We start from the raw sequence: 14810 nt of genomic DNA, 5'->3' as shown, positions 1-14810 counted from the left end.
GATGGAGCAGCCTTTGGACACATTGACCTCTGGAGCGAATGACGTTCGGCCACACCCTGCTGCGGGTCAATAGACGTTCGCCGGCCCGTCATGGGACAGCAATTGCTGGAACTGATCCGAAGACACAGCGTGGGAGATCAGGAAACCCTGGACCTGAGTGCAGTCGATCTTACGCAACAGCGCAAGTTCTTGCGCGGTTTCCACGCCTTCGGCCACCACCACCAAGCCCAGCTGGCGGCCCAGGCTGACAATGCTGGCCAGCGCCTGGGCCAACTCTTCGCTGGCGTTGCAGCCTTGCACCAGCGCGCGGTCGATCTTCACTTCGGTGAAGGGCGCCGACACCAGGTTCATGTACGAGCTGTAGCCCTTGCCAAAATCATCCTGGGACAGACTAAACCCCTTGATCCGCAGTCGGCAGGCGCCGGCGTAGAAATTGCTGATGTCATCGGGCACCGAGCACTCCATCAACTCAAAGCAGATCCGCGCAGGCAAACCTTGATGCGCCAGCACGAAGTCGAGGATACGGTCGGGCAGGTCGTGGCTGTTGAGCAGATGAGTGGGCAGGTTGATCGACACCGGGATGTCATACCCCCGTTGACGCCAGGCAGCTTGGGCTAGGATTGATTGTTGCAGCATGCGCCACAGCAGGCATTCTTCGAGGTCGTAGGCGATCAGTGCCGGCAGGAATACGCCGGGCAACAGCGTGCCGTGCTCGGGATGAATCCAGCGCACCAAGGCTTCGGCGGCGACGATGCGACCATTCTCCAAGGCTTTCTTGGGCTGAAACCAGGCATGCAGTTGGCCGTTGTCGAGGGCATGCAACAGGCTGTCGCGGTTGATGCCCGGCTGGGTTGGCGGCGGTTCGGTCTGGCGCAGGGCGTGCAACTGATCGATCAGGCAGCGCAGGGCGGCGGCGTTCACTGGCTTGGAAATCAGCCCGATCACCGTCACTTGCAGGTTGCTCGCCACCAGGCTGGCGCCCATCAACATGCGCCGTGACGCCGCGCTCATGATCGCCAGCGCGGGGCGTGAGGGTTGTGCAGCGAGGCTCTGGATAAATTGCACGCCGTCCATGCCGGGCATCAGCAGGTCGGTGAGCACTAGGTCGAAGTTGCGCCGTTTCAGGCAGGCCAATGCGGTTTCGCCGTCCCTGGCGTACTCCAGGTCGAAGTCGCCCAATGCATTGAACAGGTTCTGCAAGTACAGGTGCTGGAAGGGGTGGTCTTCGACAATCAAAATACTACAGCGCTTCATGGATGACTCTTTGGTAGGGAGCCAGGGCAGTGAACAAGGCTCGCAGCGTAAAAGGTTTGACCAGGCAGTGATTCATGCCAGCGGCGAGGCACAGGGCGTCTTCACCGCGCAGGGCATTGGCGGTGGCACCGATGATGGGGGTGGTGCAGCCCAGGCGACGCAGTGCTTCGGCCAGTTCGTAGCCATTGAGCGTTGGCATGTTGACGTCGGTCAGGACAACATCGAATGTGCCGTCGTGCCACTGCGCCAAGGCGTCTTCACCGTCGCTGGCCAGCGTTACCGTGCAGCCCAGCTCTTCGAGCTGGTCACGCAGAATCAGTTGGTTGATCACGTTGTCTTCGGCCACCAGGATATGCAGGTGCAAGGGGCGTAGATCGCGGTGCTCAGCGGGTGTCTGGGGCTCGGCCGGTTGGCCGCCCTGGGCTTGGCGAACCGCCTGTTGGATGGCCCGCAGGTCATTGAGGTTGACCTTCCAGCCGTGCTCGGTGAGTTGCGGTTCGTGTGGGCCATCGCCGCTGGCGAGTACCCGTGGCCCGTGCCACGGCGCGGTCGACCGGGGTTCGACGCCGCCCTGATGCAGTTCGAGTAACACGCCCGGCTCCCGTCCAGCCGGCGCACCGATCTGCGGGCGGGCGCCCCAGCGGTGCAGCCAGCCACTGAGGCTGTGCGCCAGCTCGTGGATGGGTGAGACCACATACACGGTGTCTGCCGCCAAGGTCGGCGGGCCGTCTGACGACGCGTTGCCACACGGCTGTTCCAACGGCACGCTCAGGGAAAAGCTGCTGCCCAGACCCGGCTCGCTGACCAGGCGCAGGGTGCCGTTCATCAAATGGGTCAGGCGCAGGCAAATCGGCAGGCCCAGGCCGGTGCCAGCCACCACATGTGTGTTGCCTTCGGTCTGGTAGAAGGGGTCGAAGATCAGGGCCTGGTCGTCGTGGGCAATGCCTTTGCCGGTGTCCGAGACTTGCCATTGCAGGCACACTCGTTCGCCTTCACGCCCCAGCAGCTTGACCCGCAGCACCACACGCCCGGAATCGGTGAATTTGACCGCGTTGCTCAGCAAGTTATTGAGGATCTGCCGCACGCGGCTGACATCGCCTTTCAAGCGCTCTGGCAATTGCGGATCAAGGCAGGCATACAGCTGCAACCCTTTGCTCTGCGCCGCCGCCGCGTAACCCTGCACCACCTCCTGCACCAGGCCCGGCACGGAAAATTCGCTCAGCTCCAGGGCCAACTGGCCGGCTTCGATTTTTGACACATCCAGCACATCGCAAATCAATTGCAGCAAGGTGGCGGATGAGCCTTCGATGGCGCGCAGGTAACTCTTCTGCTGGGTATCCAGGCGCGTGCGGGCGAGTAACTCCAAGGTGCCCAATACGCCGTACAGTGGGGTGCGGATTTCGTGGCTCATGGTGGCGAGGAACAACGTCTTGGCTTCGTTGGCCGCGTCGGCCGATTGGCGTGCCTGCTCCAATGCGGCTTCGATTTGCGTGCGCGCACTGATGTCGCTGAATGCACACAGCAACACGTCTTCACCTTTGTAGCGGGTTGGGGCGCAACTGAGGTACAGGTGGCGGCCGTCGGCGGTCTGGAAGTAATCGGTGAAGCGCGGTGGGCTGGCGTCGAAGGCATCGCGAATCCAACCGGCGCCCAATTGTTCGCCGCAGTGGCCCAGCCATTGGCGGGCGAGGGTGTTTTCCAGCACCACCTGGCCGTCCGTGCGCCGCAGTACACACAGCGCCACCGGGGCAGTCTGGATCACATCGCGGCTGAACAACTCGCTTTCCACCAGTGCCTGGATACGGTGGATCGCCGGGGTGATGAAGCGTTGTTCCAGGCGGCGGGTCAGCAGGCACACCAGGCTGATGCTCAACAGGCAGAACACCAGCGCGCCGAACATTTGTGGCCACAGCGCCCAGAGGACCGCGCGCAAGTCGATGGAGTAGGTGAGCTGCCAATCCGAGGACTTGAGCTGCTTGCGCAACACCAATTGCTCGGGCAACCAGCCGGCACCGACAAAACCGAAGAAGTCCTGTTGCCGCAACAACGGCAGGTGCTGCCCCGGCGGCGGCTTGCGGCTATTGCTGAACAGCGCCACACCCTGGGCGTTGAACATGGTGAATTCACCGGCACTGTGGTCGCTCAAGGCGCTGGAGACTTCACGGTCGTCCATTTCCAGGCCGAGCCAGCCGGAGTTCACGTCACGCTCGTCCAGGCGGATGAAGATATACAGCTGTGAGTGCCCGTCCAGGGCGTGGGTCAACCAGAGTTCCTGCAGCGTTTTTGTGAGCTTGAGCGCTTCCAGTTGATCGAGCATCGCCTGGGGAAACAGCGTGGTCGCTGCTGTGGCGTTGTACAGCCGCAACACGCCGCCTTCGGTGCCCACATACAACAGGTTGAGCTGCTTGGCCTTGAGGTAGTCGCGCATGCGCTGGGTCAGCCAGATGCTCCATTGCTTTCCGGGCGTTTGCCCCAGCAACAGGCGGATTTCTTCATCGGACAGCGGCTCGCTTAATTCGGTTTTACGCGTGGCGGACAGGCTCAGGCTTTCGAGCAACGCTTCACGGGTGGTGAAAAACGTATGTGCCTCGGCAATGGCACTGCTCATATAGCTGCGACGTTGGGAGACTTCATTGTTGAAGGTAAACAGCAGAAAGCTGTACACCCCGCCCACGATGCCCACCAGCAGCACCAGCGCAAAAATGCGCAACAGGCGCCGTGCGGTGTGCGGCGTGGAGAGTACCGGGCTGATCTGGTGGAGGTAGTTTTTTAATCGCATGCCGGCACTCTAGGGGTGGCCGGGTGTAGGAAAAATCAGACGATCCTTAGATTGTTAAAGGTAGTTCATGATGAAGGTGACTTCGGTGTTGGCGCTGCCGGCCTTGAGCTCGCCGGTGGGCAGGCGATAGTAGGCTGCCGACAAGGGAATCTTGAAATTCGTCCCGGTGGTGGTGAAACCGCCAAAGGTGTAGGGCGCGCCGAACACGATGGGTTGACCGGCCTCATCCATCACTTGCAGGCCGATGCCGGTGGCGGTGGAGCTGCCGTTCAGGGCGACGATGCCTTTGGCCGCGTCGATGACGGGGGTGGTGGGCTTGAGCGCATAGGTCACTTTCTTGATGCCGGCCTGGCATTGGTTCAGGCCGATGTCGAAGCGGACCGTGCGCGGGGTTGCGCCAGCGTCGCCAAATTCATGCAGTTGATAGTCGTCGCCCATGGCGACCTGGACGGAAGGCGTCTGGCAGGAGGACGCGTTCAAGATCAGCGGGTTGCTCAGGAGGAAGGCTTTCAGGGTCAGGTTATTGTGTATCAGGGTCGCAAGGCTGCCGGCTTCGATTTTGACCTGCGAGGCCAATTCGCCTGATTTGACGATTTCGAGTCGGTAACTGCCAGCGGGGATGCCATAGTTGCCTGGCTCCATTGGGCGCACGGAGGATTCGTAGCGGCTCAAAGCGTCTATCCAAATGCGAAACGAGAGCCCTGTGTTACCCAACGGAAAAGTCGAGACTTTGGCGGAAACAGACCCAAGCGAAGGATTCATGAGTACCCCGTAGGGCGCAGTCTCGTTACAGCTCCAACCGGTAGCGATCATCGACTGGGACTCCTCGTAGACCACCGTTCCGTTGGGCGTGTCTCGCGCGATCGTCAGGCTGCCGTTCGCCAGGCTTGCTCCGAAATTAACGTTTATGCTGTTGGAGCCGTTGAACGTGCAGTCCGTTGCCGCCACGGCGGCTGACGAGTAAGCCAGCGACATCACTGCAGCGAAAATCAATGGTTGTTTCAAGCGCTTCATAAGGGAGTTTTGTGTGTGGGCCAAAGAGCACACCACATTAGCCACGCAGCCCGCCGATACCCATCAGGCAATCCTTAGAAACCACTCCTCATCCGCGAATTACCAAGCAAGCTAATTATTCCATTTGACATTCGCTGCCTAAGCAGTAACATCTCGTCATACATTAACTGCCTAGGCAGTAATAAGGTGACTTTCGATGCCCCACTTCACCCCTGAAAACTTCCACAACTGCCATCTCGGCCTGTTGCTGGGCCGCGCAGCGATTCTCAAGGACCGCATCATCGACACCCACATGGAACCTCACGGCATCACTGCCGCGCAGTTCAAGGTGTTGATCATCATGGCCCAGTTCGGCGTCGACACCCCGGCGGAGCTGTGCCGCCACCTGTCCCTGGACAGCGGTTCGATGACCCGCATGCTCGACCGGCTGGAGCAAAAGAACTTGCTCAGTCGCCAGCGCTCCGAGCTGGACCGCCGCCAAGTGCAGTTGGTGCTCACGCAGGACGGCCAGCGCCTGGCGGACATGCTGCCGCACATCGGCGCCCAGGCGCTGAACCAACTGGCGGGCGCACTGGAGCCTGGCGAGTTGGAAACCCTGGAAAAGATCCTCAAGAAAATTCTGATAGCGGCGGGTGATCCCATCACTATCCTGCGGGTAGGTAAGAAATGAATACACGTGCCTTATGCCTGGTGCTCGTGGCCATGAGCATGGCCGGTTGCGCCAACTTCAGTGGCCTCGACACCCAAGGCCGGCGTCTCGATGCCAACACCTTGCAAACCGCTCAGTCCCTGAGCGGCGTGACCCTGTCGAACGCGGCCTGGCCCAGCGCCGATTGGTGGAAAAGCCTCGGTGACCCACAGCTTGATGGCCTGATCCATGAAGCCCTGCAAAACAGCCCCGACATGCAAGTGGCCAGCGCCCGTGCCCACCAGGCCGAAGCGGCCGCTTACGCCGCCGATGCGTCGCGCATGCCGACCCTGGATGCCAGCGCCGGTGTGACACGCTCGCGGCTGGCCAAGGACCAGGACCCTCTGGGGCAGGGCGATGCCTACTCCACCGTGCGAAAAATCGGCGCCAGCTTCAATTACACCTTTGACCTCTGGGGTGGCCAGCGCGCCGCCTGGGAAGCCGCGCTGGGCCAAGCACGCGCCGCGCAAGTCGACCAGCAGGCCGCACGCCTGACCTTGGCCGCCGATGTGGCCAAGGCCTACAGCGACCTGGGCCAGGCCCATATCGTGCGTGACCTGGCCACCGACGACCTCAAGCGCACCCGGCAGATGCTTGACTTGAGCAAACGCCGCCTGAGCGCGGGTATCGACAGCCAGTATCAGTACCAGCAGACCGAAAGCCTGGAAGCCAGCTCCCAGTCGCAGTTGATCGATGCGCAAAAACAACTGCAGAGCGCCAAGATCGCCCTCGCCGTGTTGCTTGGCAAAGGCCCGGATCGTGGTAATGAACTGGCGCGCCCCAGCGTGCTGACACCGGCTGCCGTCGCCGTACCGTCGGTGCTGCCTGCCGAACTGCTGGGCCGGCGCCCGGACCTGATCGCTGCGCGCTGGCGAGTCGAGGCCGCTAGCAAGGACATTGCGGCGAGCAAGACGCGCTTCTACCCCAACCTCAACCTGAGCGCGAGCGCCGGGGCTGAGTCGTTGCTGGGGGACGCGATGTTCGGCTCGCCGAGCCGCTTCTTCAATATCGCTCCCACGATCTCCCTGCCGATCTTCGATGGCGGCCGCCTGCGCGCCGACCTTGATGCCCGCGATGCCGACTACGACTTGGCCGTGGCGCAGTACAACAAAACCCTGGTGCAAGCCTTGGGTGATATCGGCAACACCCTGTCGCAACTGCGCGAAACCGGCCGGCAGATCCTGGCCCAGCAACATGCCACGGACATTGCCCAGCAGTCCTATGACACCGTGGTTCAGCGTTACGGCTCGGGGATCGGTAACTACCTGGACGTGCTCAGCATCGAGCAGCAATTGCTCCAGGCCCAGCGTCAGTTGGCGACCTTGAATGCCGGGCAAATCGCTTTGTCGATTCAATTGATGCAGGCCCTGGGCGGCGGCTACAGCGCCGACAACGTGGCGTCGACCACCCCAGCCACTCGCACGGAATAATTTGAGGTATTTGTCATGGCCACTGCCGACAGCAACACCGCAACAGACACAAACGACAGCAACCCGCGCAAACGCAAAGTCATGTTGGTTGGCCTTGCGCTGATCGTCATCCTCAGCGTTGTTGGCGTATGGGCCTGGCACGAGTTCTACGGGCGCTTCAACGAGAGCACCGACGACGCCTACGTGAACGGCAACGTGGTGGAAATCACCCCGCTGGTCACCGGCACGGTGGTCAGTATCGGCGCCGACGATGGCGACTTGGTCCACGAAGGCCAGGTGCTGATCAACTTTGACCCGAATGATGCCGCGGTCGGCCTGCAAAGTGCCCAGGCCAATCTGGCGCGCACTGTGCGCCAAGTACGCGGTTTGTACAGCAACGTCGACGGCATGAAGGCCCAGGTCAACGCGCAGAAGGCCGACGTGCAGACCGCCCAGGACAACTTCAATCGGCGTAAAACCCTGGCCCAGGGTGGAGCGATTTCCCAGGAAGAACTGTCCCACGCCCGTGACAGCCTGACCGCCGCGAAGAACGCCCTGACCAACCTTGAGCAGCAACTCAAGACCAGCAACGCGTTGGTGGACGACACGGTGATCTCGTCCCACCCGGACGTGCAAGCTGGCGCCGCGCAATTGCGCCAGGCCTACCTGACCAATGCGCGCAGCACGCTGATCGCTCCGGTCACCGGTTACGTGGCCAAGCGCACCGTGCAACTGGGCCAGCGTGTGCAGCCGGGCACTGCGTTGATGGCGGTGATCCCGCTGAACCAGCTGTGGATCGACGCCAACTTCAAGGAAACCCAACTGCGCGACATGCGCATCGGACAGCCGGTGGACATCGAGTCGGATATCTATGGCAGCGACGTCAAGTTCAGCGGCACCGTCGACAGCCTTGGCGCCGGCACCGGCAGCGCGTTTGCCCTGTTGCCGGCACAGAACGCCACGGGTAACTGGATCAAGATCGTGCAACGGGTGCCGGTGCGTATCCATATCAATGCCGAAGAGCTGGCCAAGCACCCACTGCGCGTGGGCTTGAGCACTGTGGTGAGCGTAGACCTGCACGACCAGAGCGGCCCGGTGCTGGCGCAACAAGCGCCACAAAAAGCCTCGTTCACCACCAACGTGTATGACCGCCAACTGGCTGAAGCCGATGCCATGATCACCCAGTTGATCCATGACAATAGCGTCACCGCTCCCAAGGCTGTGCAGCGCTGATGAGCAATAACGCCTCCTTCACGCCACCCAGCCTGTTGATGGCCACCATTGGCCTGTCGCTGGCGACCTTTATGCAGGTGCTCGACACCACCATCGCCAACGTGGCGTTGCCGACCATTTCCGGCAACTTGGGCGTGAGTTCGGAGCAGGGCACCTGGGTGATCACCTCGTTTGCGGTGAGCAATGCCATCGCCTTGCCGCTCACCGGTTGGTTGAGCCGCCGGTTTGGCGAAGTGAAGCTGTTTCTGTGGGCCACGATCCTGTTTGTACTGGCCTCGTTCCTGTGCGGGATTTCCACGTCCATGCCTGAGTTGATCGGCTTCCGGGTGCTGCAAGGCCTGGTCGCCGGGCCGTTGTACCCGATGACGCAGACCCTGTTGATCGCGGTCTACCCACCGGCGAGGCGCGGCATGGCCCTGGCGTTGTTGGCGATGGTCACGGTGGTCGCGCCGATTGCGGGGCCCATCCTCGGTGGCTGGATCACCGACAGCTACAGCTGGCCTTGGATCTTCTTTATCAATGTACCCATCGGCATCTTTGCGGTGATGGTGGTGCGTTCGCAACTGAAGAAGCGCCCGGTGGTCACCAGTTACCAGCCGATGGATTACGTCGGGTTGTTGAGCTTGATCGTGGGGGTCGGCGCCTTGCAGATCATCCTCGACAAGGGCAACGACCTGGATTGGTTCGAATCCAACTTCATCATCGTCGGCGCGGCGATTTCGGTGATTGCCCTGGCGGTGTTCATCATCTGGGAAATGACCGACAAGCATCCGGTGGTCAACCTGCGCCTGTTTGCCCACCGTAACTTTCGCATCGGCACCATCGTGTTGATCCTGGGCTACGCGGGCTTCTTCGGCATCAACCTGATCCTGCCGCAATGGCTGCAAACCCAGATGGGCTACACCGCCACCTGGGCTGGCCTGGCGGTGGCGCCGATCGGGATCCTGCCGGTGCTGATGTCACCGTTCGTGGGCAAGTACGCGCACAAATTCGACCTGCGCCTGCTGGCGGGGCTGGCGTTCCTGGCGATTGGCCTGAGCTGCTTTATGCGCGCCGGCTTCACCAATGAAGTGGACTTCACCCACATCGCCCTGGTGCAGTTGTTCATGGGCATTGGCGTGGCGCTGTTCTTTATGCCGACCCTGAGCATCCTGATGTCCGACCTGCCCCCGCACCAGATTGCCGACGGCGCGGGCCTGGCGACTTTCCTGCGCACGTTGGGCGGCAGCTTCGCGGCGTCGCTGACCACCTGGATCTGGATTCGCCGGGCCGACCAGCACCATGCGTACATGAGCGAGAACATGACTACCTACGACTCGGCCACCCGTGATGCCTTGCAGGCGCTCGGCGGGGCAGGGCACAAGGCCTATGCGCAACTGGACCAGATCCTCACCAGCCAGGCGTACATGATGTCCACCGTGGATTACTTCACGTTGCTGGGGTGGATGTTCATGGCGTTGATGTTGCTGGTGTGGCTGGCGAAGCCGCCGTTTACCGCAAAAGCGGGGCCGGCTGCTTCGGGGCACTGATCGGCAAGGGCTGGAATGCAATCAAATGTGGGAGTGGGCAAGCCCCCTCCCACATTTTGCTCTCTGTTCACATTGGATCAGGCGCCAGGCAGCGCCAACTGCGGGTTCACAAAATCAAACGCCGCCAACGCAAACCCTTGCTCATCCACCTGCAACGCCCAGCCTTGCTTGTCCCAATCCCCCAGCACAATGCGCTTGGCCGACTGCTCGCCAATCTGCAACTTATGAATGGCGGGGCGATGGGTGTGGCCGTGGACCAGGGTGCGCACGCCAAAGCGCTGCATCACCCGTGGGACTTCCTCGGGCGTCACATCGACGATGTCGTTGGCTTTCATGCGTGTTTGCGCACGGCTTTCACTGCGCAGCTTGCGCGCCAGCTTGTGGCGGGTACGCAAGGGCAGGTGGCGCAGGATAAACAGCACAATCGGGTTACGCAGGATGCGCCGCAGCTTCATATAGCCAAGGTCGCGGGTGCAGAGGCTGTCGCCGTGCATCAGCAGCACAGGTTCGCCATACAACTGCACGACACTCGGGTCCTTGAGCAAGGTGGCGCCTGCTGCTTTGCAGAATGCCTTGCCGATCAGGAAGTCGCGGTTGCCGTGCATGATGAAAATCGGGGTGCCGCTGTCGCTCAGCTCACGCAGAGCCTCGCAAATGGAGCGTTGGAAGGGGGTCATGCCGTCGTCGCCAATCCAGGCTTCAAAGAAGTCCCCCAGAATGTACAACGCCTGGGCGCCACGGGCGCGGCCGTGGAGCAGATCCAGAAACGCCCGGGTAATGTCCGGGCGCGTATCGATCAGATGCAAATCTGAAATCAGCAATATCACCCAACGATCTCGGCTTTCTCGATGATCACGTCTTCGGCTGGAACGTCTTGGTGACCGGCTTTGGACGTGGTGGACACGCCTTTGATCTTGTCGACAACGTCCTTGCCTTCGGTGACTTTACCGAACACGGCGTAGCCCCAACCCTGCACGTTCTTGCCGCTGTGGTTCAGGAAGGCGTTGTCGGCCACGTTGATGAAGAACTGCGCGGAGGCCGAATGCGGCTCCATGGTGCGGGCCATCGCGACGGTGTACTTGTCGTTGGAAAGGCCGTTGTCCGCTTCGTTCTGGATGCTTGGGCGCTTGTCTTTCTTCTCTTTCATGCCTGGCTCGAAACCGCCGCCCTGGACCATGAAGTTGCCGATGACACGGTGGAAAACAGTGTTTTCGTAGTGGCCGGCGTTCACGTATTCGATGAAGTTGGCGACGGTGATCGGCGCTTTTTCGGCGTTCAGTTCGATGACGATGTCACCGTGGTTGGTGGTCAGTTTGACTTGAGTCATGTTCACTACTCTTTCAGGAAATTCGTGGGTTTTGGCGCCGCAGCGCCTGACCTGTTTGGCTAAACGGTGGCCAAGGCGCGCAGTTTAGCGTGCTCGGCGGGAATTTCGAGGTGGTTTTTTACCGCCGGTGCATTAAATGCAGCAGTTTTTGGCCACGCTCTGTCAGCGGCTTGACAGCTTCGGCTATGATAAGCGCTTTGTTTTATCTGGCCTTTAACGGCCACGAACCTGTCTGTTCAAGGATCCTATGAGCAAGCCCACTGTCGACCCTACCTCGAATTCCAAGGCCGGACCTGCCGTTCCGGTCAATTTCCTGCGCCCGATCATCCAGGCGGACCTGGATTCGGGCAAGCACACGCAGATCGTCACCCGCTTCCCGCCAGAGCCCAACGGCTACCTGCACATCGGTCATGCCAAGTCGATCTGTGTGAACTTCGGCCTGGCCCAGGAGTTCGGTGGCGTCACGCACCTGCGTTTCGACGACACCAACCCGGCCAAGGAAGACCAGGAATACATCGACGCCATCGAAAGCGACATCAAGTGGCTGGGTTTCGAATGGTCCGGTGAAGTGCGCTACGCCTCCAAATATTTCGACCAGTTGTTCGACTGGGCCGTCGAGCTGATCAAGGCCGGCAAGGCCTACGTCGACGACCTGACCCCCGAGCAGGCCAAGGAATACCGTGGCACCCTGACCGAGCCGGGCAAGAACAGCCCGTTCCGCGACCGTTCGGTGGAAGAGAACCTGGACTGGTTCGCCCGCATGCGCGCCGGTGAGTTTGCCGACGGCGCCCGCGTACTGCGTGCCAAGATCGACATGGCTTCGCCGAACATGAACCTGCGCGACCCGATCATGTACCGCATCCGCCATGCCCATCACCACCAGACCGGTGACAAGTGGTGCATCTACCCCAACTACGACTTCACCCACGGTCAGTCGGACGCCATCGAAGGCATCACCCACTCTATCTGCACCCTGGAATTCGAAAGCCATCGTCCGCTGTACGAGTGGTTCCTCGACAGCCTGCCGGTTCCGGCACATCCGCGTCAGTACGAATTCAGCCGCCTGAACCTGAACTACACCATCACCAGCAAGCGCAAGCTCAAGCAACTGGTCGATGAGAAGCACGTGTTTGGTTGGGATGACCCGCGCATGTCGACCCTGTCGGGCTTCCGCCGTCGTGGCTACACCCCGGCGTCGATCCGCAACTTCTGTGACATGGTCGGCACCAACCGTTCCGACGGCGTGGTTGACTTCGGCATGCTCGAATTCAGCATCCGCCAGGATCTGGACGCCAACGCCCCGCGCGCCATGTGCGTGCTGCGCCCGTTGAAAGTCGTGATCACCAACTACCCGCAAGACCAGGTCGAGAACCTCGAACTGCCGCGTCATCCGCAAAAAGAAGAACTGGGCGTGCGCAAGCTGCCGTTCGCCCGTGAAATCTACATCGACCGTGATGACTTCATGGAAGAGCCGCCAAAAGGCTACAAGCGCCTGGAGCCGAATGGCGAAGTGCGCCTGCGCGGCAGCTACGTGATCCGTGCCGACGAAGCCATCAAGGACGCCGATGGCAACATCGTCGAACTGCGCTGCTCGTACGACCCAGACACCCTGGGCAAGAACCCTGAAGGCCGCAAGGTCAAGGGCGTGGTTCACTGGGTGCCGGCTGCGGCCAGTATCGAGTGCGAAGTGCGTCTGTACGATCGCCTGTTCCGTTCGCCGAACCCCGAGAAGGCTGAAGACAGCGCCAGTTTCCTCGACAACATCAACCCTGACTCCCTGCAAGTCCTCACTGGTTGTCGTGCCGAGCCATCGCTTGGCGACGCACAGCCGGAAGACCGTTTCCAGTTCGAGCGCGAAGGTTACTTCTGCGCGGATATCAAGGACTCGAAACCTGGTGCTCCGGTATTCAACCGTACCGTGACCTTGCGTGATTCGTGGGGCCAGTGATTTAGTCTTAAGGGATTCATCGTGCTAACGATCTACAACACGCTCAGCAAGACCAAAGAAGTCTTCAAGCCGCTGGATGGCAACAAGGTGCGCATGTACGTGTGCGGCATGACCGTGTACGACTACTGCCACATCGGCCACGGCCGCAGCATGGTTGCCTTCGACCTGGTGACCCGCTGGCTGCGTTTCAGCGGCTATGACTTGACCTATGTGCGCAACATCACCGACATCGACGACAAGATCATCAACCGCGCCAACGAAAACGGCGAGTCGTTCGACGCGTTGACCGAGCGCATGATCGCCGCCATGCACGAGGACGAGGCGCGCCTCAACATCCTCAAGCCGGACATGGAGCCGCGTGCCACGGACCATATCCCTGGCATGCACGCGATGATCCAGACCCTGATCGACAAGGGTTACGCCTATGCCCCAGGCAATGGCGACGTGTACTACCGCGTCGCCAAGTTCATGGGCTACGGCAAGCTGTCGCGCAAAAAGATCGAAGACCTGCGCATCGGTGCGCGCATCGAAGTCGACGAAGCCAAGCAAGACCCCCTCGACTTCGTGCTGTGGAAAGCCACCAAGCCCGGCGAGCCGAGCTGGGAATCGCCGTGGGGCGCCGGGCGTCCGGGTTGGCACATCGAATGCTCGGTGATGTCCACCTGCTGCCTGGGCGAGACCTTCGACATTCATGGCGGCGGCAGCGACCTTGAGTTCCCGCACCACGAAAACGAAATCGCCCAGAGCGAAGCCGCCACCGGCAAGACCTACGCCAACGCCTGGATGCACTGCGGCATGATCCGCATCAATGGCGAGAAGATGTCCAAGTCCCTGAACAACTTCTTCACCATTCGCGACGTGCTGGAAAAGTACCACCCGGAAGTGGTGCGTTACCTGCTGGTGTCCAGCCACTACCGCAGCGCCATCAACTACTCGGAAGACAACCTCAAGGACGCCAAGGGCGCCCTGGAGCGGTTCTACCACGCGTTGAAAGGTTTGCCCGTGGTTGCGCCCGCTGGCGGCGAAGCCTTCGTGGCACGCTTCACTGAAGTCATGAACGACGACTTCGGCACCCCCGAAGCCTGCGCCGTGTTGTTCGAGATGGTGCGCGAGATCAATCGCCTGCGCGAGAGTGATCTCGACGCGGCGGCGGGCCTGGCGGCGCGTCTGAAGGAACTGGCCAGCGTGCTGGGCGTGTTGCAGATGCAAGCCGATGACTTCCTGCAAGCCGGCGCCGAAGGGCGTGTGGATGCGGCGCAGGTGGATGCGCTGATCCAGGCGCGTCTGGCGGCTCGGGCTGGTAAAGACTGGGCGGAATCCGACCGTATCCGTGACCAACTCACCGCGATGGGTGTGGTGTTGGAAGACGGCAAGGGCGGGACGACATGGCGGTTGGCTGATCAGGCCTGATCGTTGATTGCTGAATGAAAAACGCCCCGACTGGTTCGGGGCGTTTTTTTGCACGTCGTTTTAGTGAGCGGCTCACCCGATAACAGTGTGTCAGCCGAACCCTCTGCCGACAGTGCCGCCGTCTTCGAAGCCTCGCTAAAGCTCGACATCTCCCACAGGGGATTGGCGTCTACAGTCTGGCTGTGTTCTACCTGCCCACATTTTTTACCGTGTTCGCCT

At 61.0% G+C, this 14810-nt stretch carries 11 protein-coding genes; 6 read left to right on the top strand and 5 right to left on the bottom strand.

Going from position 1 to position 14810, the window contains the following annotated elements:
• Positions 1-66: 66 nt before the first annotated feature.
• The 3 genes from PspS35_RS17925 to PspS35_RS17915 are packed head-to-tail and all read right to left on the bottom strand — an operon-like array spanning position 67 to position 5047.
• A complete protein-coding gene (locus tag PspS35_RS17925; RefSeq protein WP_159936136.1) occupies positions 67-1254 on the bottom strand; it encodes an EAL domain-containing response regulator in 1188 nt (395 codons plus the stop codon).
• Entirely contained in the window at positions 1241-4033 is a 2793-nt protein-coding gene (locus PspS35_RS17920) for an ATP-binding protein (protein WP_159936135.1), read from the bottom strand. Before PspS35_RS17920 ends, PspS35_RS17925 begins: the two co-directional genes overlap by 14 nt.
• A 54-nt stretch (positions 4034-4087) precedes the next feature.
• Positions 4088-5047 carry a fimbrial protein gene (locus PspS35_RS17915; RefSeq protein WP_159936134.1) on the bottom strand — a complete coding sequence of 320 codons (960 nt, stop codon included), beginning with the start codon at positions 5045-5047 and terminating at the stop codon, positions 4088-4090.
• A 196-nt stretch (positions 5048-5243) separates the two neighbouring features.
• Between PspS35_RS17915 and PspS35_RS17910 the strand changes: the two genes are divergently transcribed.
• The 4 genes from PspS35_RS17910 to PspS35_RS17895 are packed head-to-tail and all read left to right on the top strand — an operon-like array spanning position 5244 to position 9906.
• Positions 5244-5717, top strand: a complete 474-nt coding sequence (locus PspS35_RS17910; protein WP_159936133.1) for a MarR family transcriptional regulator — start codon at positions 5244-5246, stop codon at positions 5715-5717.
• Positions 5714-7165, top strand: coding sequence for an efflux transporter outer membrane subunit (locus PspS35_RS17905; protein ID WP_159936132.1), 1452 nt, complete (start codon positions 5714-5716; stop codon positions 7163-7165). Before PspS35_RS17910 ends, PspS35_RS17905 begins: the two co-directional genes overlap by 4 nt.
• Before the next feature lie 15 nt (positions 7166-7180).
• Positions 7181-8377: an efflux RND transporter periplasmic adaptor subunit gene (locus PspS35_RS17900; protein ID WP_159936131.1), complete on the top strand. Its 1197-nt coding sequence runs from the start codon at positions 7181-7183 to the stop codon at positions 8375-8377.
• Positions 8377-9906 (top strand): DHA2 family efflux MFS transporter permease subunit, encoded by a 1530-nt coding sequence (locus PspS35_RS17895; RefSeq protein WP_159936130.1) that lies wholly within the window; start codon positions 8377-8379, stop codon positions 9904-9906. Before PspS35_RS17900 ends, PspS35_RS17895 begins: the two co-directional genes overlap by 1 nt.
• A gap of 77 nt (positions 9907-9983) precedes the next feature.
• On the opposite strand, the gene lpxH is transcribed toward PspS35_RS17895, so the two are convergent.
• Both lpxH and PspS35_RS17885 read right to left on the bottom strand, forming a co-directional pair.
• Entirely contained in the window at positions 9984-10733 is a 750-nt protein-coding gene (lpxH, locus tag PspS35_RS17890) for a UDP-2,3-diacylglucosamine diphosphatase (protein WP_159936129.1), read from the bottom strand.
• Complete coding sequence (locus tag PspS35_RS17885) at positions 10730-11233, bottom strand: peptidylprolyl isomerase (RefSeq protein WP_159936128.1); 504 nt, start codon at positions 11231-11233, stop codon at positions 10730-10732. Before PspS35_RS17885 ends, lpxH begins: the two co-directional genes overlap by 4 nt.
• Before the next feature lie 247 nt (positions 11234-11480).
• Between PspS35_RS17885 and PspS35_RS17880 the strand changes: the two genes are divergently transcribed.
• Entirely contained in the window at positions 11481-13181 is a 1701-nt protein-coding gene (locus tag PspS35_RS17880; protein ID WP_159936127.1) for a glutamine--tRNA ligase/YqeY domain fusion protein, read from the top strand.
• Between the two features lie 21 nt (positions 13182-13202).
• Complete coding sequence (cysS, locus tag PspS35_RS17875; protein ID WP_159936126.1) at positions 13203-14591, top strand: cysteine--tRNA ligase; 1389 nt, start codon at positions 13203-13205, stop codon at positions 14589-14591.
• The last annotated feature ends 219 nt before the right edge of the window (positions 14592-14810 follow it).

The organism is Pseudomonas sp. S35, from assembly GCF_009866765.1.
GTDB lineage: Bacteria > Pseudomonadota > Gammaproteobacteria > Pseudomonadales > Pseudomonadaceae > Aquipseudomonas.
This window is presented reverse-complemented; position numbering and strand designations above follow the sequence as displayed.